The sequence below is a fragment of the Streptomyces sp. NPDC053750 genome (assembly GCF_044544295.1).
In the GTDB taxonomy this organism is placed as follows: Bacteria; Actinomycetota; Actinomycetes; order Streptomycetales; family Streptomycetaceae; genus Streptomyces.
The window spans coordinates 1-20,717 of sequence record NZ_JBITXB010000006.1 but is presented as its reverse complement, the minus strand read 5'-3'; the positions used below and the strand labels follow the sequence as shown (position 1 = coordinate 20,717).

At 70.8% G+C, this 20,717-nt stretch carries 18 protein-coding genes; 8 read left to right on the top strand and 10 right to left on the bottom strand.

Annotated elements, in window-relative coordinates:
- Positions 1–61 precede the first annotated feature (61 nt).
- Positions 62–1,087, top strand: a complete 1,026-nt coding sequence (locus ACIGO6_RS18340) for an ATP-dependent 6-phosphofructokinase (protein ID WP_399877096.1) — start codon at positions 62–64, stop codon at positions 1,085–1,087.
- Positions 1,088–1,149: 62 nt separating this feature from the next.
- Here the strand turns inward: ACIGO6_RS18340 and ACIGO6_RS18335 are convergent, their stop codons facing one another.
- The 4 genes from ACIGO6_RS18335 to ACIGO6_RS18320 form a co-directional block, all read right to left on the bottom strand.
- Positions 1,150–1,863 (bottom strand): helix-turn-helix domain-containing protein, encoded by a 714-nt coding sequence (locus tag ACIGO6_RS18335; RefSeq protein ID WP_399877094.1) that lies wholly within the window; start codon positions 1,861–1,863, stop codon positions 1,150–1,152.
- A gap of 92 nt (positions 1,864–1,955) precedes the next feature.
- Complete coding sequence (locus ACIGO6_RS18330; RefSeq protein WP_399877091.1) at positions 1,956–2,849, bottom strand: carbohydrate ABC transporter permease; 894 nt, start codon at positions 2,847–2,849, stop codon at positions 1,956–1,958.
- 3 nt (positions 2,850–2,852) lie between these two features.
- Positions 2,853–3,734, bottom strand: a complete 882-nt coding sequence (locus ACIGO6_RS18325; RefSeq protein ID WP_399877088.1) for a carbohydrate ABC transporter permease — start codon at positions 3,732–3,734, stop codon at positions 2,853–2,855.
- Positions 3,731–5,101 carry an extracellular solute-binding protein gene (locus ACIGO6_RS18320; protein WP_399877085.1) on the bottom strand — a complete coding sequence of 457 codons (1,371 nt, stop codon included), beginning with the start codon at positions 5,099–5,101 and terminating at the stop codon, positions 3,731–3,733. The genes ACIGO6_RS18325 and ACIGO6_RS18320 overlap by 4 nt, the downstream gene beginning before the upstream one ends.
- Before the next feature lie 119 nt (positions 5,102–5,220).
- Here ACIGO6_RS18320 and ACIGO6_RS18315 point away from each other — a divergent pair, with 119 nt between their 5' ends.
- The 3 genes from ACIGO6_RS18315 (at position 5,221) to ACIGO6_RS18305 (ending at position 7,273) form a co-directional block, all read left to right on the top strand.
- The gene (locus tag ACIGO6_RS18315) at positions 5,221–6,099 is read left to right on the top strand and encodes an aminoglycoside phosphotransferase family protein (protein ID WP_399877084.1); all 879 of its coding nucleotides are present in this window, start codon (positions 5,221–5,223) and stop codon (positions 6,097–6,099) included.
- A gap of 4 nt (positions 6,100–6,103) precedes the next feature.
- Positions 6,104–6,646: a DUF1707 domain-containing protein gene (locus tag ACIGO6_RS18310; protein ID WP_399877081.1), complete on the top strand. Its 543-nt coding sequence runs from the start codon at positions 6,104–6,106 to the stop codon at positions 6,644–6,646.
- An 87-nt stretch (positions 6,647–6,733) separates the two neighbouring features.
- Positions 6,734–7,273 (top strand): hypothetical protein, encoded by a 540-nt coding sequence (locus tag ACIGO6_RS18305; RefSeq protein ID WP_399877079.1) that lies wholly within the window; start codon positions 6,734–6,736, stop codon positions 7,271–7,273.
- 16 nt (positions 7,274–7,289) lie between these two features.
- On the opposite strand, the gene ACIGO6_RS18300 is transcribed toward ACIGO6_RS18305, so the two are convergent.
- Positions 7,290–7,991 (bottom strand): response regulator, encoded by a 702-nt coding sequence (locus ACIGO6_RS18300; RefSeq protein ID WP_399877076.1) that lies wholly within the window; start codon positions 7,989–7,991, stop codon positions 7,290–7,292.
- Positions 7,988–9,670, bottom strand: a complete 1,683-nt coding sequence (locus tag ACIGO6_RS18295) for an ATP-binding protein (protein ID WP_399877073.1) — start codon at positions 9,668–9,670, stop codon at positions 7,988–7,990. Before ACIGO6_RS18295 ends, ACIGO6_RS18300 begins: the two co-directional genes overlap by 4 nt.
- Before the next feature lie 179 nt (positions 9,671–9,849).
- On the opposite strand from ACIGO6_RS18295, the gene ACIGO6_RS18290 reads away from it, so the two are divergent.
- From ACIGO6_RS18290 to ACIGO6_RS18275, 4 genes are all read left to right on the top strand, one after another.
- Positions 9,850–11,241, top strand: a complete 1,392-nt coding sequence (locus tag ACIGO6_RS18290) for a cation:dicarboxylate symporter family transporter (RefSeq protein ID WP_399877071.1) — start codon at positions 9,850–9,852, stop codon at positions 11,239–11,241.
- Positions 11,242–11,402: 161 nt separating this feature from the next.
- Positions 11,403–11,801, top strand: a complete 399-nt coding sequence (locus ACIGO6_RS18285; RefSeq protein WP_399877069.1) for a MerR family transcriptional regulator — start codon at positions 11,403–11,405, stop codon at positions 11,799–11,801.
- An 11-nt stretch (positions 11,802–11,812) separates the two neighbouring features.
- A complete protein-coding gene (locus tag ACIGO6_RS18280; RefSeq protein ID WP_399878167.1) occupies positions 11,813–12,127 on the top strand; it encodes a thioredoxin in 315 nt (104 codons plus the stop codon).
- 118 nt (positions 12,128–12,245) lie between these two features.
- Positions 12,246–14,513 (top strand): HelD family protein, encoded by a 2,268-nt coding sequence (locus ACIGO6_RS18275; protein WP_399877066.1) that lies wholly within the window; start codon positions 12,246–12,248, stop codon positions 14,511–14,513.
- A 3-nt stretch (positions 14,514–14,516) separates the two neighbouring features.
- Here the strand turns inward: ACIGO6_RS18275 and glgB are convergent, their stop codons facing one another.
- From glgB to ACIGO6_RS18255, 4 genes are all read right to left on the bottom strand, one after another.
- A complete protein-coding gene (gene glgB / locus ACIGO6_RS18270; RefSeq protein WP_399877064.1) occupies positions 14,517–16,994 on the bottom strand; it encodes a 1,4-alpha-glucan branching enzyme in 2,478 nt (825 codons plus the stop codon).
- Positions 16,995–17,046: 52 nt separating this feature from the next.
- Positions 17,047–18,441: a phosphotransferase gene (locus ACIGO6_RS18265; RefSeq protein WP_399877061.1), complete on the bottom strand. Its 1,395-nt coding sequence runs from the start codon at positions 18,439–18,441 to the stop codon at positions 17,047–17,049.
- A 121-nt stretch (positions 18,442–18,562) separates the two neighbouring features.
- Entirely contained in the window at positions 18,563–20,263 is a 1,701-nt protein-coding gene (gene treS / locus ACIGO6_RS18260) for a maltose alpha-D-glucosyltransferase (protein ID WP_399877059.1), read from the bottom strand.
- On the bottom strand, positions 20,260–20,717 hold a 458-nt coding region (locus ACIGO6_RS18255; protein ID WP_399877056.1), incomplete at its 5' end, for a DUF3459 domain-containing protein. The genes ACIGO6_RS18255 and treS, both read right to left, overlap by 4 nt.

The following is a 20,717-nucleotide window of genomic DNA, read 5'->3' as shown; positions in this document are numbered from 1 at the left end:
GGGCCGTGAAACAATTGGGATCGGCTCACCGGTGTCCACAGCGAGCAGGAGACACAGCACGATGCGTATCGGAGTTCTCACCGCAGGCGGCGACTGCCCCGGCCTGAACGCAGTGATCCGGTCGGTCGTGCACCGAGCGGTCGACAACTACGGCGACGAGGTCATCGGCTTCGAGGACGGTTACGCGGGCCTGCTCGACGGCCGTTACCGCGTCCTCGACCTGAACGCGGTCAGCGGCATCCTGGCCCGCGGCGGCACCATCCTCGGCTCCTCGCGCCTGGAGCGCGACCGGCTCCGCGAGGCCTGCGAGAACGCCGGCGACATGATCCAGAACTTCGGCATCGACGCGCTGATCCCGATCGGCGGCGAGGGCACGCTGACGGCCGCCCGGATGCTGTCCGACGCCGGTCTCCCGGTGGTCGGCGTGCCGAAGACGATCGACAACGACATCTCCTCCACCGACCGCACCTTCGGCTTCGACACCGCCGTCGGCGTGGCCACCGAGGCGATGGACCGCCTGAAGACCACCGCCGAGTCCCACCAGCGCGTGATGGTCGTCGAGGTCATGGGCCGCCACGCCGGCTGGATCGCCCTGGAGTCCGGCATGGCCGCCGGCGCCCACGGCATCTGCCTGCCCGAGCGCCCCTTCGACCCCGCCGACCTGGTCAAGATGGTCGAGGAGCGTTTCGCCCGCGGCAAGAAGTTCGCCGTGGTCTGCGTCGCCGAGGGCGCCCACCCCGCCGAGGGCACCATGGACTACGGCAAGGGCGCGATCGACAAGTTCGGCCACGAGCGCTTCCAGGGCATCGGCACGGCCCTGGCGTACGAGCTGGAGCGCAGGCTCGGCAAGGAGGCCAAGCCGGTCATCCTCGGCCACGTCCAGCGCGGCGGCGTACCGACCGCGTACGACAGGGTGCTCGCCACCCGCTTCGGCTGGCACGCGGTGGAGGCCGCGCACCGGGGCGAGTTCGGCCGGATGACCGCGCTGCGCGGCACGGACGTCGTCATGGTGCCGCTCGCTCAGGCCGTGACGGAGCTGAAGACGGTGCCGAAGGACCGGATGGACGAGGCGGAGTCGGTCTTCTAGACGCCCTGCGCCCCAGGTCCTGGGGCCTGGGTGGGTCGCGGGTGCTTCTCGGGCATCGGGCGTCACGGGTGCTTCTCGACCGCCGCCCAGAAGTGCTCCACGATCCGGTCGAGGAAGTCACGGCCCGCCGTGCTGGAGTCGGGGCCGCCGCCGCCCCAGCTGAGGGTGGCGGTCATGTGCCCCTGGTAGTCCTGGTGCAGCACCTGGAGGACGTTCTCCAGCACCCGGCGGTCCAGCGGGGCGATCTTGGCGACCGGACGCACGTACCCCTGCCAGCGGGTGGTGACGGCGCTGGTCAGCAGCTCGGCGAGCTTCTCCTCGCGCCCCGTGACGGTCACGAAGTCGGGCAGCGCGAGCTCCAGCACGTCGGCCAGCGCGGCCGACTGCCGGTCGGTGCCGCGCCAGCCGTCCGTCTCCTCCATCCGCAGGTAGGCCGCGAGCGCGACCCCGGCGGCACGGGCCACGTCCTCCGGCGCCAGACCGCGCGCGACGCGGTGCTCGCGCAGGGTCTGCGGGCGGCCTATCAGGTCGCCGGGCGAGCACCACAGCACCCCGGCGAGCGCGGTGAGCTCGGAACCGGCGGGGGAGGCGACGCCGCGCTCCCAGGCGATGACGTGGTCCGGGGTGACGTACGGCAGTCCGTACGACACCCGCATGCCGTGGGCGACGTGCTCGGGCCCCATGTTGAGGGCGGCACGCAGCCGGCGGGCGGCGAGGGCGTTGAACGGGGGACCCGACGGGTTCGGGTGAGGTGAGGGTCGGCGCACGCGCCACACCGTAGGGGTACCGGCGCACCTTGACTACAGGCTGTTCAGCCAGCGATACGCATTGTACGAACCTACGGGCGCGCGCCCGTCGCCGCACGCCCTCACCCCTTGACCGCCCCGCCCAGCGCGAACCCCCCGCCCAGCCGCCGGGAGATCAGCACGTACAGCAGGACGACCGGCGTCGAGTACACGATCGAGAACGCCGCCAGCTGCCCGTACGCCACCATGCCCCGGTTGCCGAAGAAGTCGTTGATGCTCACCGAGGCGGGCATCTGGTCCGGGGTGAGCAGCAGCATGAAGGGGACGAAGAAGTTCCCCCACATCATCACGAACGAGAACACCGTCACCACCGCCACCCCCGGTCCCATCAGCGGCAGCACGATCCGCAGCAGCGACTGGAACGACGACGCCCCGTCCGTCCACGCCGCCTCCTCCAGCTCCCTGGGGACGCCGTCCATGAAGTTCTTCATCAGCCAGATGGCGAAGGGGAGCTGGGAGGCGGCGAAGAAGAAGATCGTCCCCTGCATGGTGTCGATCATGTTCACCCGCACGAAGAGGGCGTAGACCGGCACCATGATCGCCGTGATGGGGAGGCTGGTCGCGAACAGGATCGTCAGCAGGAACGGCCGGTTCAGCCGCGACCGGAAACGGGAGAGCGGATACGCCGCGAGCGCCGCGCACCCCACCGTCAGCAGGGTCGCGCCGCCGCACAGGATCAGGCTGTTGAGCAGCGGGGTGAAGGTGATCTCCGGGGTGAGGATCGCGTCGAAGTGCTCCAGGGTCACCCCGTCGGGGACCTTCACCTTCAGGCTCGCGCGCGGGTCCAGGGCGGACAGCACCACCCAGGCCAGCGGGAGCACGAAGGCGGCGGCGGCCACCAGCAGCCCGGCGTCGGCGGCAAGGCGGCGCCGGGTGCGACGGGACGCGGGTGTGCGACGAGGCGCGGGTGTGCGCCGGGACGCGGGGGTGCGCCGGGGCGCGAGCGTGGACGCCATTTGTCAGACCTCCGTCCGCAGCAGGCGCAGGTACACGACCGAGAACAGCGACCCGATCAGCAACAGCAGCAGCGCCACCGCCGTGCCGTAGCCGATCAGGCTGTTCTGGAAGGCCTGCTCGTACATGAACAGCGGCAGCGTCTGGCTCTTGCCGCTCGGCCCGCCCCGCGTCATCACCCAGATCAGCCCGAAGACCGACAGGGTCTGCAGGGTGTTGAGCATGAGGTTGGTGCCGATGGAGCGCCGGATCATCGGCAGGGTGATGTGCCACATCCGGCGCCAGCCGCTCGCCCCGTCGACCTCGGCGGCCTCGGTGACCTCCTTCGGGATCTCGTTCAGGGCAGCGGAGTAGACGAGCATCGAGAACGCCGTGCCGCGCCAGACGTTGGCGAAGGACACCGCCAGGATCGGCAGCGTGAACAGCCAGTTCTGGGAGGGGAGGTGGAGCTGGTCCAGGATGGCGTTGAGGGTGCCCTCACGTCGGAAGAAGGCGTAGAGCAGGAAGCCCGCCACCACCTCCGGCAGCACCCACGCCGTGACCACGATGCCGCCGGTGAGCGTACGGACCGGCTTCGAGGCCCGCTGCATCAGCGACGCCAGCGCGAGTCCCAGGGTGTTCTGCCCGATCAGCGACGACACCACCGTGAACACCAGGGTCAGCCACACGGCGTTGAGGAACGCCTCGTCCTGGAACGCCCGCCGGAAGTTCTCGAAGCCGACGAAGGACTCCTCGGCCTGCCCGGTGAGCTGGAGGTCGGTGAAGGCGATGACGACGCAGTAGGCGATCGGGCCGGCGAGGAAGAGCAGCAGCAGGACGAGGGCGGGGGAGAGGGGCAGGGCGCGCAGCAGCGAGCGGCGGACGGTGACGGACCGCGACGCGGTCACCTGCCGACCACCTGGTTGTCGGTGGCCTCCTTCAGCGCCTCGTCGTAGCCGCGGGCCGCCTCCTCGACCGACTTGTCACCGGTCGTCACGCCCTCCATGGCCTCCTGGATGGCGACGGACACCTTCGGATACGCCGGGTAGGCGGGCCGGTAGTGGGTGTCGGCGACGAGGTCGGTGAAGAACTCGATGCCGGGCTGGGCCCGGACGTACGCGGGGTCGTTCGCGACGTCCTCGCGGACCGCGATGCCGGAGTTGGCGATGTACCACTTCTGGGCGTTGGCCTTGGTCTGCATCGTCTTGACGAACTCGAAGGCGAGGTCGGGGTTGGCCGCCTTGGCCGGGATCGCCCAGGTCCAGCCGCCGGACATGCTCACCCGGCCCGGCGCCTGCCCGTTCTGCGTCGGCATGGCCGCCAGCCCCAGCTCCTTCGACCACTCGGGCCACTCGTGCCCGCTGCCCTCCAGCCAGTCCTGCGGCAGCCAGGAGCCGTCGAGGGCGATGCCGAGCTTGCCCTGGGGGAGCAGCTCACCGCGCACCTTGGTGCCGAAGTTGGGGTCGAGCGCGTCGGAGACCTCCGGGCCGAGCTTCTCCTTGTACACGGTCTCCACGAAGGCGAGGGAGTCCTCGAACCCCTTCCCCGCCGTGATCCACTTCTTGCTGCCCTTGTCGTAGAGGGGGTCGGAGGTCCCGTCGTTCGTGCCGTACAGCAGCATCTCGAAGCCCTGCATGGTGGCGGCCTCACCGGCGGGCTTGCCGGTGTAGACGTTGAGGGGGACGACTCCGGGGACCTTCTCCTTGATGGTCCGGGCCGCGGCGAGTACGTCGTCCCACGTCCTGGGCTGCCAGTCGGCGGGCAGCCCGGCCTTGGCGAACACGTCCTTGCTGAACCACAGCCCACGGGTGTCGGTGCCGTCCGGCACGCCGTACGTCTTGCCGTCCTCGCCCTTCGCCGCGGCCTTCGCGGTGTCGATGAACCGGTCCCAGTCCTTCCACTCGGCGAGGTAGTCGTCGAGGGGCTTCAAGTACCCGCTGGTGATGTCCGAGTTGATGAGGAAGGTGTCCTCGTAGACCAGGTCCGGCGCGGTCTTGGGGGAGCGGAGCATCTGCTGGAGCTTGGTGTAGTACTCCGAGTCCGGGGCCTTGATGGGTACGAGCTCGACCTTCTTCCCCGGGTTGGCCTTCTCGAACTGCTTCTTGATGTCGGCGAGATACGTGTCCATCACCTTGATGGAGTTGTCCGTCGACTGCTTGAAGGAGACTTTCACCGTGTCCGCATCGCTGCCGGAACCGCTGCCGCAGGCGGCGAGGGTGGTGGAGGCGAGCGCGGTGAGGGTGAACAGAGCGGTGAACCGGACGGTGTGACGCACGGGCACGACCTCCTGTTGGCCTACGTCGTTGTGGCCGGAAGTACTGCTCAGTGAACGTAAGAGGAGTGGTCTAGTCAGGTCAATCCTTCGGTAATGGCTCCGTCGACAAGGGAGAACACATGGAGGCATCGGAACTCCGCCGCGCGGTCGAGGCAGGACGGGCGACCGCTTCGGAGCTCGGGCTCGACGTCGACGACGTCGTCGTTGTCCACGACTCGGACCGCGTCGCGCTGCACCTGGTCCCCTGCGGTGTACTGGCGCGGGTCGCACCTCTGGGGCATCTGGCCGCCTCGGAGTTCGAAGTAGAGGTTGCCCGCCGTCTCGCCGACGGCGACGCTCCGGTGGCCGAGCTCGACCCTCGGGTCGAGTCCCGCGTCCATGTGCGTGATGCCTTCGCCGTCTCGCTCTGGACCTATTACGAACCTGTGGGATCGGAGATCGCGTCGACCGACTACGCAGACGCGCTCCTGCGGCACCATGCCGCCCTGCGGCAGGTCGATCTGGACGCGCCGCACTTCACCGATCGAGTCGCCCTGGCATTGCGAGAGGTGAACGACCGGGAGCACTCCCCCGAGCTGCCCGAACCGGACCGGAGACTCCTCAGCGACACACTCGGCGGACTGGGCGCGGCCGTCGGTACCGACCGAGCCGACGACCAGTTGTTGCACGGGGAGCCGCATCCGGGCAACCTCCTGAACACGAGGAGAGGGCCGCTCTTCGTGGACCTCGCCACGTGCTGCCGAGGGCCGGTCGAGTTCGACCTCGCCCACGCGCCCGATGACGTGGCGCAGCACTACAGGGGAGCCGACCACGGACTGCTTCACCGTTGCCGCGCCCTGAACTGGGCGATGTTCTCGGCCTGGCGTTGGCGCCGGGTCGACCACATGCCCGACCGGGACCATTGGAGAGTGGAGGGGCTCAACCGGGTTCGGGCCGCACTCGATCGCTGCGGACCGGGCCGACCCGAGGCGGGAGGAGCCGGCACGCCAGTAGGGTGAAACGGTGACCTCCTTACCGGAAGACTCCTCGCCGTTGATCGGCGAGGACGACCGCGACACGGCCGTGCGGCGCCTGCAGGAGGCGTACACCAAAGGGCTCCTTTCGCACGAGGAGTTGGACCGACGCCTTCACCGGGTGCTCACCGCCGAGGCGCACGACGAACTCGCGTCGGCCCTGGCCTCGCTCCCGCAGGCGCAGCCGGACACCACGTCGACGATCGCCGTCGCCGGCGGACGGATCCGGCGGCGCGGCGCATGGCGGGTGCCTCGGATCCTCAAGGTCGGGTCCGCATACGGAAGGGTGCGCCTGGATCTGTCCCGGGCGATCATCGAGCACCCGGTCGTCGACATCGAGCTGCAACTCGGCACAGGCGGGGCCAGAATCACGGTGCCTCGCGACGCGGTCGTGGAGGTCGAGGACCTGCACGCGGGGTGGAAGGACGTGAGGTACAAGGTCCGGCGGCCTTCCCGACCGGGCGGACCCAGGATCCGCATCTCCGGGACCATGGGATTCGGACGGTTGAGGATCCGCCACGCGTGGCGCTGAGACTCCACCCGGACGGTGAGGCTCGAGAGGGGCGCTCCTCCGGGGCCGCCGCAGGGTCATGGGCAAGAGCCGGGAGAAGGGAATCGAGTGCCGGAACAGGACGTCACCGTCGGGCAGTTGCTGCTCGCCGAGTACCAGAGCGTGAAGGACGAGCAGAAGGCGAGGATCGGCTTCCGGGACAACCTGCTGTACGTCACCCTCGCGGTGGTCGCCGCCGTCATCGCCGCCACGGCCCAGGCGAAGCAGCCCTCGATGCTGCTGGCACTGCCGCCGGTGTGTCTCGTCCTCGGATGGACCTACCTCGTCAACGACGAGAAGATCTCGGCCATCGGGTTGTACGTCCGGGACGATCTGGGTCCCCGGCTGGCCGGACTCGCGGCGCACGGGAGCGGTTTCACGACCTTCGGATGGGAGGCATACCACCGGAGCGACACCCGGCGCCGGTCCCGCAAGACCATTCAGACCGTGATCGACCTGACGGCGTTCTGCGCGGTGCCGCTGGCGGCGCTGATCGTGTTCTGGGCGAACGGGGACGCCGGAGGACTGCTCGTCGCGCTGTCGGTACTGGAGGCGCTCGCCGTGGCGGGGCTGGGCTCGCAGGTCGTGTGGTACGCGAAGGCGGCGTGAGCGCGCTCGACGCCCCCTAACGCCCCTTCTCCACTCCCCGCACCCACCGGTACACCAACTCCGGCCGCCCCACCTGCCCGTACAGCGGGCTCCGTCCGGCCCGCCCCGCGTCCACCAGGTGCTCCAGATAGCGCCGGGCCGTGATGCGCGAGATGCCCACCGCCTCTGCGACTCCGGCCGCCGTGAGGCCCTCCTCCGCGCCCCGCAGTGCGCCCGTCACCCGCTCCAGCGTCGGGCCGCTCAGGCCCTTCGGCAGGGCGGCCGGACCGGGAGCCCGGAGCGTGGCCAGTGCGCGGTCGACCTCGTCCTGGCCGCTCGCCTCCCCGGCGGCGCCCCGGAACTCGGCGTACCGCACCAGCCGGTCCCGCAGCGTCGCGAAGGTGAACGGCTTCAGCACGTACTGCACGACGCCCAGCGAGACGCCCTCCCGTACGACCGTCAGGTCCCGCGCCGACGTCACCGCTATCACGTCGGTGTGATGCCCCGCCGCCCGCAGGGAACGGGCCAGCTGCAGCCCGTGCACATCGGGAAGGTGCAGGTCGAGGAGGAGCAGGTCCACCGGCGTACGGTCCAGCAGGCGCCGGGCCTCCGCACCGGTGTGGGCCTTGCCGACCGCCGTGAACCCCGGCACCCGGCCGACGTACATCATGTGCGCGTCGGCGGCGACGGGGTCGTCCTCGACGACCAGGACGCGGATGGGCTGCTCGGCGGTGCTCATACGGCACCCCCGGGCTCATGTCTGCCCGTCGGCGTGCCCAGGGCCGGCGCGCGGCCCCCGGGGTCGTCCAGCGGCAGCCGGGCCTCGAAACGGGCGCCGCCGCCCTCGGCCTCCGTCACGGTCAGGGTGCCGCCGTGCCGCTGCACCGCCTGCCGGACCAGCGCCAGCCCCAGGCCACGGCCGCCCTCACCGGCCGGCTTCGTCGAGAAACCCCGCTGGAAGACCAGGTCGGCGTGGGCGGGATCGACCCCGGCCCCCGTGTCCGACACCCGCAGCACCAGCTCGGAGCCGCCCGCCGTCGAGTCCGCGCCGGCCGCCTCGGTGTACGCCGCCACCGTCACCCGTGACGGCACCCGGCCCTGGGCCGCGTCCACCGCGTTGTCCACCAGGTTGCCCAGGATCGTGACCAGGTCCCGGGCGGGCAGGGACGGTGGCAGCAGACCGTCGTCCAGTCGGCTGTCCTGCGACACCACCAGCTCCACTCCCCGCTCATTGGCCTGCGCCGTCTTGCCCAGCAGCAGCGCGGCCAGCACCGGCTCGCCCACCGCCGCCACCACCTGGTCGGTGAGCGCCTGCGCCAGCTCCAGCTCGGCCGTCGCGAACTCCACGGCCTCCTCCGCGCGCCCCAGCTCGATCAGCGAGACGACCGTGTGCAGCCGGTTCGCCGCCTCGTGCGCCTGGGAGCGCAGCGCCTGGGTGAAGCCGCGCTCGGAGTTCAGCTCGCCCATCAGCGACTGGAGCTCGGTCACGTCCCGCAGCGTCACCACCGTGCCACGCCGCTCACCGCCGGAGACCGGCGAGGTGTTCACCACCAGCACCCGCTCCGCCGTCAGATGCACCTCGTCCACCCGGGGCTCCGACGCCAGCAGCGCCCCCGTCAGCTGCGCCGGCAGCCCCAGGTCGGCGACCGAGGTGCCCACCACGTCACCGGTCACGCCCAGCAGCTCCCGTCCGCCGTCGTTGATCAACGCGACCCGGTACTGCCCGTCCAGCATCAGCAGCCCCTCCCGCACCGCGTGCAGCGCCGCCTGATGGTAGTCGTGCATCCGGCTCAGCTCGTCCGCGTTCATCCCGTGCGTGTGCCGCCGCAGCCTCGCGTTGATCACGTACGTGCCGACCGCGCCGAGCAGCAGCGCCCCGGCGGCGACCCCCATCAGCGCCGTCAGCTGTTCCCGCGCCCGCTTGCTGATCTCCTCGACCTTGATCCCGGCGCTGACCAGACCGACGACCCGCTCGCCGTCCTTGACCGGCGTGACCGCGCGCACCGAGGGCCCGAGCGTGCCCGTATAGGTCTCCGTGAAGGTCTCGCCGCGCTGCGCCCGCTCGATGTGGCCGCGGAAGAGGAGGCCGATCTGCTTCGGGTCGGGGTGGGTCCAGCGGATGCCCTCCGGATCCATGATCGTCACGAAGTCCACGTCGGTGTCCCGCATGACCCGCACCGCGTACGGCTGGAGCCGGGCCGTCGGGTCCGAGGTGCGGATCGCCTCCACCACGGACGGCGAGTCCGCGATCGCGAGCGACACCGCGCGGGCCTGCCGCCCGGCCGCCGCCTCCGCCTGGCCCCGGTCGCTGAGGTAGGTGAACAGCGCGTATCCGGCCACGACGACCGCTATCAGCACGGCCTGCATGGCGAAGAGCTGACCGGCCAGGCTGCGGGGTCTGGGGACGCGGAGGCGCATGCCGCCAGTCTCCCCCCTGGCCGGATCGTGAACTAAATGAACGCAAGGGTGACCGCGCTCACAGCGCGGGAGATAGTCACCGCGTCCCCGAAACAACCCCCGAACCCATTCCCCGACACCATCCCCCGGACGTGAGCCGCACGCCGGTGATGCCGACGACGTCGTCAAGGAGGGCCGCCGTGACCAGCAACGCCGCTACGGCACCTGCCGCACCCAAAGCCAAGCGCGACCGCACGCACTATCTCTACATCGCCGTGATCATCGCGGTCGCCCTCGGTATCGCCGTCGGTCTCGCCGCCCCCGACTTCGCGACCGAGCTGAAGCCGCTCGGCACCGGCTTCGTGAACCTGATCAAGATGATGATCTCGCCGATCATCTTCTGCACGATCGTGCTGGGCATCGGGTCGGTGCGCAAGGCCGCCAAGGTCGGCGCCGTCGGCGGTATCGCGCTGGTCTACTTCCTGGTGATGTCGCTGGTGGCCCTCGCCATCGGCCTGGTCGTCGGCAACATCCTCGACCCGGGCACGGGCCTCGCGGTCACCGACGCCGTGAAGGAGACCGGTCAGGCGCAGGTCGACGCGGAGGCCAAAGGCACCGTCGAGTTCCTGATGGGCATCATCCCGACGACGATCGTCTCCGCGTTCACCGAGGGCGAGGTCCTGCAGACCCTGCTGATCGCCCTGCTCTGCGGCTTCGCCCTGCAGGCCATGGGCTCCGCCGGACAGCCCGTCCTGCGCGGCATCGAGCACATCCAGCGCCTGGTCTTCCGCGTCCTGGCGATGATCATGTGGGCCGCCCCGATCGGTGCCTTCGGTGCCATCGCCGCCGTCACCGGCTCGGCCGGCGTCGACGCGCTCAAGAGCCTGGCCGTGCTGATGCTCGGCTTCTACGTCACCTGCTTCCTCTTCGTCTTCCTGGTGCTGGGCGCGATGCTGCGCCTCATCTCCGGCGTCAACGTCCTCTCGCTCTTCAAGTACCTGGGCCGCGAGTTCCTGCTGATCCTCTCCACCTCCTCCTCGGAGTCGGCGCTGCCGCGCCTCATCGCCAAGATGGAGCACCTGGGCGTCAGCAAGCCGGTGGTCGGCATCACCGTCCCGACCGGCTACTCGTTCAACCTCGACGGCACCATGATCTACATGACCATGGCCTCGCTGTTCATCGCCGACGCCATGGGTACGCCGATGTCGATCGGCGAGCAGATCCCGCTGCTGCTCTTCCTGCTGGTCGCCTCGAAGGGCGCCGCCGGTGTCTCCGGCGCCGGTCTCGCCACGCTGGCCGGTGGCCTCCAGTCGCACAAGCCCGCCCTGGTGGACGGCATCGGCCTCATCGTCGGCATCGACCGCTTCATGAGCGAGGCCCGCGCCCTCACCAACTTCGCGGGCAACGCCGTCGCCACCGTCCTGATCGGCACCTGGACCAAGGAGATCGACCGCGACCGGATGGGCGAGGTGCTCGCCGGCCGGGCCCCGTTCGACGAGAAGACCCTCCTGGACGACCACCACGGCGCCGACGACGACAGCGGCCCGGAGCTGCCCGAGCAGGGCGGCGAGAAGGAGCTGGCGAGGGCCTGAGGCCCGTACGAAGGCCCCGGACTCCGGGTGGCTGAGGTGCTCCCCCCGTTGCTCAGCCGCCCGGCCCCCGCAAGAAGCCCCGCGCGATGTCGGCGCGGGGCTTCTTGCCTTGACGTCCCCTTCTTGCCTTGACGTCCGCGTCAAGGCTTACGTTCGTGCCCATGCGAATCGGCGAGCTGGCCGCACGGGCCGGGACCACGACGCGGACGCTGCGGTACTACGAGTCGCGGGGTCTGCTGCCCGCGCGGCGGGGCGACAACGGCTACCGGACCTACGACGAGGACGACCTGAAGCTGCTGCGGCAGATCAGGACGCTCCAGGACTTCGGGTTCGACCTGGAGGAGACCCGCCCCTTCGTGGAGTGCCTGCGCGCCGGGCACCCCGAGGGCGACTCCTGCCCGGCGTCCCTGGTGGTCTACCGGCGCAAGCTGGCGGAGCTGGACGCGCTGATCGATCAGCTCACGTCGGTGCGCGCACAGGTCGCCGCGCAGCTGGCGCGGGCCGAGGCGGCGGTTCCGGGGGGTCCGGAGCCCAAGTGCGAACTGGGAGGACACGCATGAAGAGCAACGGGGTGCCCGAGGTGACGGACGTGGATTTCGCGGCGGAGGTGATCGGGTCGGACCTGCCCGTGCTGGTGGAGTTCACCGCCGACTGGTGCCCGCCGTGCCGGCAGATGGCGCCGGTGCTCAGCGCCCTGGCCGAGGAGGAGGGCGACCGGCTGCGGGTGGTGCAGCTGAACGTCGACCGGAACCCGGCGACCACGAACGCCTACAAGGTGCTGTCGATGCCGACCTTCATGGTGTTCCGCGGGGGTGAGCCGGTGAAGTCGATGGTCGGCTCCCGGCCCAAGCGGCGGCTCCTCGAGGAACTGGCCGACGTCGTCTGACCGGCCCGGCACACGAAAATCCCCCGAGCAATTGCGCTCGGGGGATTTCGCTGCGTATATTTGTTGATTCGCGACTTCAGGAAATTGAGGCCGCGAAGAAGTTCAGTAGGCACAGTATATGCGGCCGGGAGTGGAATTGTCAAACACCGAATTTCCGGACGATGAATTGCGGCACGAGCAGGAATTCATCGACGGACTCTACGCACGCGTGGACGCGCTGCGCGGCGACACCGAGGTCTCGGTCACGGACGCCCTCGCGCAGGGCAACACCCCCATGCAGGCCCGGCTGGAGCGGGACATCCTGGTCGCCGAGCGCTCCGGGCTGCTCGCCGCGCTCAACGCGGTGGACGGCTCCCTCTGCTTCGGCCGGATCGACCTCACCTCCGGCGCCGGTCACCACATCGGCCGCATCGGACTGCGCGCCGACGACGCCGAACGCACCCCGGTCCTGATCGACTGGCGGGCCGAGGTCGCCCGCCCCTTCTACCTGGCCACCGGCCACACCCCGATGGGCCTGCGCCGCCGCCGGCACATCGCGAGCGAGGGCCGCGAGGTCACCGCCCTGCACGACGAGTTCCTCGACGTCGGCGACCAGACGCGGACCGGCCACGAGGACCCGTCCGGCGACGCCGTGCTGCTCGCCGCGCTGAACTCGGCGCGCACCGGCCGCATGGGCGACATCGTGCAGACCATCCAGGCCGACCAGGACCGCATCATCCGCGCCCCGCACCGCGGCGTCCTGGTCGTCGAGGGCGGCCCCGGCACCGGCAAGACGGCCGTCGCGCTCCACCGCGCCGCCTACCTGCTCTACGAGCACCGCGAGCTGCTCGCCAAGCGCGCCGTCCTCATCGTCGGCCCCAACCCGGCGTTCCTCGGCTACATCGGCGAGGTGCTGCCCTCCCTGGGCGAGACCGGCGTGCTGCTGTCCACGGTCGGCGAGCTGTTCCCCGGCGTGAAGGCCACGGCGACGGACACGCCCGAGGCGGCGGCGGTCAAGGGCCGCGCCGACATGGCCGACGTGCTCGCCGAGGTGGTCCGCGACCGGCAGGCGCTGCCCGACCCGGTGATCGCGATCGAGCACGACCGCGAGGTCCTGATGCTGGACGACGGCCTCGTCGGCGTCGCCCGCGAGCGCACCCGCGCCGCGAAGCTGCCGCACAACGCGGCCCGCGAGCACTTCGAGGGGCACATCCTCAACACGCTGACCGAGCTGTACGCCGAGCGCATCGGCACCGACCCCTTCGACGGCTCCAGCCTGCTCGACGCGAGCGACGTCACCCAGATCCGCGACGAACTCGCCGAGAACCCCGAGGTCTGGTCCGCCATCGACCAGCTCTGGCCCCGGCTCACCCCGCACCGCCTGGTCGCCGACTTCCTCGCCGCCCCCGAGGGCTTCCTGAGCCCCGAGGACGCCGCCGCCGTCCGCCGCCCGGTCACCCGGCGCTGGACCGTCGCCGACGTGCCCCTGCTGGACGAGGCCGCCGAGCTGCTCGGCGAGGACGACCGCATCGCCCGCACCCGCGCCGAACGCGAACGGCAGCAGCAGATCGCCTACGCGCAGGGCGTGCTCGACGTGTCGTACGCCTCCCGGACCTACGAGTTCGAGGACAAGCACGACGACGACGCGGAGGTGCTGTCGGCGCACGACATCATCGACGCCGAGCGGTTCGCCGAACGCCAGGAGGAGGACGACCACCGCAGCGCCGCCGAACGCGCCGCCGCCGACCGCACCTGGGCCTTCGGGCACATCATCGTCGACGAGGCGCAGGAGCTGTCCCCGATGGCCTGGCGGCTGCTGATGCGCCGCTGCCCGACCCGCTCGATGACCCTGGTCGGTGACCCGGCGCAGACCGCCGAGGCGGCCGGCGTCGGCTCCTGGTCGAAGATCCTCGACCCCTACGTCGAGGACCGCTGGGAGCACACCCGCCTCGGGGTCAACTACCGCACCCCGGCCGAGATCATGGACGTCGCGGCGGCCGTGGTCCGCGCCGAGGACCCGGGGTTCGAACCGCCGAGTTCGGTCCGGACCACGGGTGTACGACCCTGGATCCGCGCCACCGACGACCTCCCGGCCGCCGTCGCCGAGGCCGTCCGGGAGCTGACCCCGGGCGAGGGCCGCCTCGCCGTCATCGCCCCGCGCGAGCTGCACGCCGCGCTCGCCGCCCGGCTGGACGGGGTCACCGCGGGCGCCGAGCCCGACCTGACCCACACGGTCGTCCTTCTCGACCCGCGCCAGTCCAAGGGCCTGGAGTTCGACTCCGTCCTGGTGGTCGAGCCCGGCCGCTACGGCACGAGCGACCTGTACGTGGCCCTCACCCGGGCCACCCAGCGGCTCGGCGTGCTGCACACCGAGCCGCTGCCGAAGGGCCTGGTGGACGCGGCCTGATCGTCAGGCGGGGCGCAGCCACACCGTCGCCAGGGGCGGCAGGGTCAGCCGGATGCTCGCCGGCCGGCCGTGCCACCCCTGCGGCTCCGGCTTGACCGGGTCCGGGTTGCCCACGTCGCCACCGCCGTACCGCGCGGCGTCGGTGTTGAGCACCTCGTGCCAGGCGGGGACCTCGTCGGGGACACCGAGGCGGTAGTCGGTGCGGACGACGGGGGAGAAGTTCGACACCGCCAGCAGCGGCGTCCCGTCGGCGTCCAGACGCAGGAACGCGAGGACGTTGTCCTCGGCCGCGTCCCCGACCACCCACGCGAAACCGGCGGGGTGGGTGTCGCGCTGCCAGAGCGCCGGCGTGTCCCGGTAGACGGTGTTCAGGTCGCGGACCAGGTCCAGCACGCCCCGGTGGTCCGCCGCCGCCCCGTACTGCGGGTCGAGCAGCCACCAGTCGGGGCCGCGGGCCTCGGACCACTCGGCGCCCTGCGCGAACTCCTGCCCCATGAAGAGCAGCTGCTTGCCGGGATGGGCCCACATGAAGCCCAGGTACGCCCGCTCGTTCGCGCGCTGCTGCCACCAGTCGCCGGGCATCTTCGAGACCAGCGACTGCTTGCCGTGCACCACCTCGTCGTGGGAGATCGGCAGCACGTAGTTCTCGCTGTACGCGTACACCATGGAGAAGGTCATCTCGCCGTGGTGGTACTTGCGGTGCACCGGCTCGTGGCTCATGTACTGGAGCGAGTCGTGCATCCAGCCCATGTTCCACTTCAGCCCGAAACCGAGACCGCCGAAACCGCTGGGCCCCTTGTGGTGGGTGGCCCGGGTGACCCCGTCCCAGGCCGTCGACTCCTCCGCGACCGTCACCACGCCCGGCACCCGCCGGTACACCGTCGCGTTCATCTCCTGGAGGAACGCCACCGCGTCCAGGTTCTCCCGGCCCCCGTGCTCGTTCGGCGTCCACTGGCCCGGCTCGCGCGAGTAGTCCAGGTAGAGCATCGAGGCGACCGCGTCGACCCGCAGACCGTCGATGTGGAACTCCTCGCACCAGTACACGGCGTTGGCGACCAGGAAGTTGCGCACCTCCCGGCGCCCGAAGTCGAACTCCAGCGTGCCCCAGTCCGGGTGCGCGGCCCGCAGCGGATCGGTGTGCTCGTACAGCGGACGGCCGTCGAACTCGGCCAGCGCCCAGTCGTCGCGCGGGAAGTGCGCCGGCACCCAGTCCATCAGGACGCCGATGCCGGCCCGGTGCAGCGCGTCGACCAGGTACTTGAAGTCGTCCGGGTCGCCGAGGCGGGCCGTGGGCGCGTAGAAGCCGGTGACCTGGTAGCCCCACGAGCCGCCGAAGGGGTGCTCGGCGACCGGCATCAGCTCGACGTGCGTGAAGCCGAGGTCGCCGACGTAGGCGGGCAGCTGCTCGGCCAGCTCCCGGTACGTCAGTCCCGGACGCCAGGAGGGCAGGTGGACCTCGTACACCGACATCGGCGCCTCGTGCGCGGGCGCCTCCGCACGCCGGGCCAGCCACTCCTCGTCGCCCCAGGTGTAGTCCGAGGCGTGTACGACGGAGGACGTGGCGGGCGGCACCTCGGTACGGCGGGCCAGCGGGTCGGCGCGGAAGGTGCGCGAGCCGTCGGGGCGGGTGATCTCGAACTTGTAGAGCTCGCCCGCGCCGACACCGGGCAGGAACAGCTCCCACACACCGGTGGCACCGAGCGAGCGCATCGGGTGACCGGTGCCGTCCCAGAAGTTGAAGCCGGCGGCCACCCGCACCCCGCGCGCGTTGGGCGCCCACACCGTGAAGCGGGTGCCGGGGACGCCCTCGTGGGTCGTCGGGTGCGCGCCGAGCGCCTGCCACAGCTGCTCGTGCCGGCCCTCGCCGATCAGATGCAGGTCCAGATCGCCCAGCGTGGGCAGGAAGCGGTACGGATCCTCGACCTCCTGGACCGTCCCGTCGTACGTCACCAGCAGCCGGTAGGCGGGGACCTCGGTCAGCGGCAGCAGCGCCGAGAAGAACCCGCCCCCGTCGTCGTGCAGCTCCGCCCGCAGCTCCCCGGACAGGACGGTGACCCCTCGGGCGTACGGCCGTAGGGCCCGGAAGGCGACTCCGCCGGGTATCCGGTGGGCGCCGAGCACGGAGTGCGGGTCGTGATGCGTGCCGGCGAGCAGCCGCTCCCGGTCGACGGGGTCGAGGACGGGAGAGGCGGCGACCTCGGCCGGGGCGGGGACGGTGGCCGCGGGTGCCTTCTTGGCAGGGGCCTTCTTCGAGGTCTTCGCCGTGGCCTTCTTGGAGACGGCCTTCTTCACAGCCGCCTTCTTCACAGCAGTCGTCTTCGCAGCAGTCGTCTTCTTGGCGGGCACCTTCTTCGCAGGTGTCGCCTTCGCGGTCTTCTTCTGGGCCACCGCCTTCTGAGGCGGCGCCGCCTTCTTCGCGGCGCTCTTCTCCTCGGCCGTCTTCTTCGGGTCGGGGCCGCTGGACGAGGGGCGGGGGGTCACGGGCGGGGCCTCCTGGGCGAAGTGGGATCAGGAAGGGGGTCCGGCACCGGCGTCACACCGGTTCGGGCGTGGCCAGGCGGTGCACCGCGGACAGCGGCACCGCAAGCCAGTCGGGACGGTGCCGGGCCTCGTACAGGACCTCGTAGACCGCCTTGTCCGTCTCGTGGGCGCGCAGCATCACCGGGTCGGTGCGCGGGTCACGGCCGCCGATCTCCGCGTACCCGGTGCAGTACGCGGCCCGGCACGCCTCGGCCCAGCCCGGCACGGGGGCGTCGGCCGAGTGCGCGGCGTAGTCGAAGGAGCGCAGCATGCCGGCGATGTCCCGCACCGGCGGCTGGGGCATCCGCCGCTCGGCCAGCGGTTTCGCCGGCTCCCCCTCGAAGTCGATCAGCGACCACTGGCCGGAGGGCGACCGCAGGCACTGGCCCAGGTGCAGGTCGCCGTGGACGCGCTGCGCCGTCCAGGTCCGCCCCTCGGCGGCGAGGTCGGCCAGGGCCGTGAAGGCGGTGCGCAGCGCGGGCGCGTACGGCCGCAGCAGGGGCACCGCCTGCGCGGCCTCCTCCAGCCGTTCGATCATGCCGTCGGCGAGCCGGCGCATCTGGGCGTGGCCGAGGGTGACGGTCGGCAGCGCGCGGGCCAGCGCGGTGTGCACCTCGGCGGTGGCCCGCCCCAGCGCCCGTGCCTCGGCGGTGAAGTCCTGCCCCTTGGCCAGTTCGCGCAGGGCCAGCTCCCAGCCGTCCGTCGCGCCCTGCACGTACGGCTGGAGCACGCCCAGCACCCAGGTGCGGCCGCCCAGGTCCGCCACCATCCACCCGGCCGGCGCCGGCACCCGGGGGCAGCCCGCGCGGGCCAGCGCCAGCGGCAGCTCCAGGTCGGGGTTGATGCCGGGCACGATCCGGCGCAACACCTTGAGAATGAACGTATCTCCATACACGACCGACGAGTTCGACTGCTCGGCGGTCATCAGCCGCGGCACCAGTCCGGTGCGGATCTCCCGGTCCCGGTCCCGCTCGAAGCGAAGCCCGCCGATGCGGGCCTGGGTGCGCAGGGCCTCCAGGAGCACCTCGGCGGGCCGGGTGTCGTGCAGGGCGTCGTAGGCGGTGCGTCCGGCCAGGGGGCCCTCGGTCACATGCCCGATGAGCGCGGGCGCCAGCCGGGGCGGCAGCGCCTCGCGCACGCCTATGAGGAGCTGGTAGCAGTCGCCGGGCTGCTCGGGGGAGGCCGGGGCCGGCACGAGCTGCTGATGGGCGCGCACGAGCACGTGGTACAGGCCGACCCGGGCGTCGGGCGGCAGCAGTTCGGTGGCGGCGACCAGCGAGAACCCGGTGACCGGACGTCCCTTGCCCGCGAACCAGCGTTGCCGCGGCAGCCAGTCCCGCAGCAGTGGATCAAGTGACGCCAGGAGGCCTGGCGGGCTCGTGACGGTGCGTGTGACGGCTTCCGACATGGCGTCGCGTCCTTTCCCCGGTGTCGTCGGGGTGTTACTGATGCGTGCCCCGGGCGGGGCGGCGGAAACCGCGCCGCCCGGGGATCGGGCCGGTCCGGCCCAGGTCTGGCCGAGGTACGGCCTAGAGGGCGTCCTTGCGCAGGCGGAACCAGTAGAAGCCGTGCCCCGCCAGGGTCAGCAGGTACGGCAGTTCGCCGACCGCCGGGAATCGGACGCCGCCGAACAGCTCGACCGGATGGCGTCCGGTGAAGGCGCTCAGATCGAGCTCGGTGGGCTGGGCGAACCGGGAGAAGTTGTGGACGCACAGCACCAGGTCGTCCTCGTGCTCCCGCAGGAAGGCCAGCACCGCCGGGTTGGAGGACGGCAGTTCGGTGTAGGTGCCCAGGCCGAAGGCGTGGTTCTGCTTGCGGATCTCGATCATCCGGCGGGTCCAGTGCAGCAGGGAGGACGGCGAGGCCATGGACGCCTCGACGTTCGTGACCTGGTAGCCGTAGACCGGGTCCATGATCGTGGGCAGGTAGAGCCGCCCCGGGTCCGACGACGAGAAGCCCGCGTTGCGGTCCGGGGTCCACTGCATCGGGGTGCGGACCGCGTCGCGGTCGCCGAGCCAGATGTTGTCGCCCATGCCGATCTCGTCGCCGTAGTAGAGGATCGGCGAGCCGGGCAGGGAGAGCAGCAGGGCCGTGAACAGCTCGATCTGGTTGCGGTCGTTGTCGAGGAGCGGGGCCAGGCGCCGGCGGATGCCGATGTTGGCGCGCATGCGGGGGTCCTTGGCGTACTCGGCCCACATGTAGTCGCGCTCTTCGTCGGTGACCATCTCCAGGGTCAGCTCGTCGTGGTTGCGCAGGAAGATGCCCCACTGGCAGCCGGACGGGATCGCCGGGGTCTTGGCGAGGATCTCGGAGACCGGGTAGCGGGACTCGCGGCGGACCGCCATGAAGATGCGGGGCATGACGGGGAAGTGGAAGGCCATGTGGCACTCGTCGCCGCCGGAGGCGTAGTCGCCGAAGTAGTCGACGACGTCCTCGGGCCACTGGTTGGCCTCCGCCAGCACCACCGTGTCCGGGTACTGCGCGTCGATCTCCTTGCGCACCCGCTTCAGGAAGGCGTGCGTGGCCGGGAGGTTCTCGCAGTTGGTGCCCTCCTCCTGGTAGAGGTACGGCACCGCGTCCAGCCGGAACCCGTCGATGCCCAGGTCCAGCCAGAACTTCAGGGCGGAGATCATCTCCTCCTGCACGGCCGGGTTCTCGTAGTTGAGGTCGGGCTGGTGGGAGAAGAAGCGGTGCCAGAAGTACTGCTTGCGGACCGGGTCGTAGGTCCAGTTCGACGCCTCGGTGTCGACGAAGATGATCCGCGCGTCCTGGAACTGCTTGTCGTCGTCCGCCCACACGTAGTAGTCGCCGTAGGGGCCGTCCGGATTGCTGCGTGACTCCTGGAACCACGGGTGCTGGTCGCTGGTGTGGTTCATGACGAAGTCGATGATCACGCGCATGCCGCGCTGGTGGGCGGCGTCGACGAACTCGACGAAGTCGGCGAGGTCGCCGAACTCGGGCAGGACGGCGGTGTAGTCGGAGACGTCGTAGCCGCCGTCGCGCAGAGGTGACTTGAAGAAGGGCGGGAGCCAGAGGCAGTCCACGCCCAGCCATTGGAGGTAGTCCAGTTTGGCGGTGAGGCCCTTGAGGTCACCGACGCCGTCGCCGTTGCTGTCCTGGAAGGAGCGGACGAGGACCTCGTAGAAGACGGCTCGTTTGAACCAGTCCGGGTCCCGGTCCTTGGCCGGTGTGTCCTCGAAGGTGTCCGGCACGGGCTCGTTGACGATCATGTGGTGGGTGACCCTCCGATCTGCGGGTGGGACGGTCGCAGAACCGTGCAGACGTGCGCGGGCGTACGGCCCGGCTCCAGGCGCACATAGTTGGCCCTGCCCCAGTGGTAGGTCTCGCCGGTGAGCTCGTCGCGCACCGGAACCGACTCGTGCCAGTCCAGGCCGAGTTGCGGCATGTCCAACGAGACCGTGGCCTCCTGGGTGTGGTGGGGGTCGAGGTTCACGACCACCAGAACCGTGTTCGACCCCTGCCGCTTCGAGTAGGCGATCACCGCCTCCTTGTCCGTGGGGTGGAAGTGCAGATCGCGCAGTTGGTGGAGGGCCGGGTTCTCGCGCCGGATGGTGTTGAGCCTGGTGACGAGGGGGGCGATGGTGCGGCCCTCGCGGGCGGCGGCGGCCCAGTCGCGGGGTTTGAGCTGGTACTTCTCGCTGTCGAGGTATTCCTCGCTGCCCT

Excerpts from the sequence above, each read along its gene's own strand:
- ACIGO6_RS18340 (WP_399877096.1), top strand. The coding sequence starts at position 62 with ATGCGTATCGGAGTTCTCACCGCAGGCGGCGACTGCCCCGGCCTGAAC.
- ACIGO6_RS18330 (WP_399877091.1), bottom strand. The coding sequence starts at position 2,849 with ATGGCGTCCACGCTCGCGCCCCGGCGCACCCCCGCGTCCCGGCGCACA.
- ACIGO6_RS18315 (WP_399877084.1), top strand. The coding sequence starts at position 5,221 with ATGGAGGCATCGGAACTCCGCCGCGCGGTCGAGGCAGGACGGGCGACC.
- ACIGO6_RS18300 (WP_399877076.1), bottom strand. The coding sequence starts at position 7,991 with ATGAGCACCGCCGAGCAGCCCATCCGCGTCCTGGTCGTCGAGGACGAC.
- ACIGO6_RS18295 (WP_399877073.1), bottom strand. The coding sequence starts at position 9,670 with ATGCGCCTCCGCGTCCCCAGACCCCGCAGCCTGGCCGGTCAGCTCTTC.
- ACIGO6_RS18285 (WP_399877069.1), top strand. The coding sequence starts at position 11,403 with ATGCGAATCGGCGAGCTGGCCGCACGGGCCGGGACCACGACGCGGACG.
- ACIGO6_RS18275 (WP_399877066.1), top strand. The coding sequence starts at position 12,246 with ATGCGGCCGGGAGTGGAATTGTCAAACACCGAATTTCCGGACGATGAA.
- ACIGO6_RS18265 (WP_399877061.1), bottom strand. The coding sequence starts at position 18,441 with ATGTCGGAAGCCGTCACACGCACCGTCACGAGCCCGCCAGGCCTCCTG.
- treS (WP_399877059.1), bottom strand. The coding sequence starts at position 20,263 with ATGATCGTCAACGAGCCCGTGCCGGACACCTTCGAGGACACACCGGCC.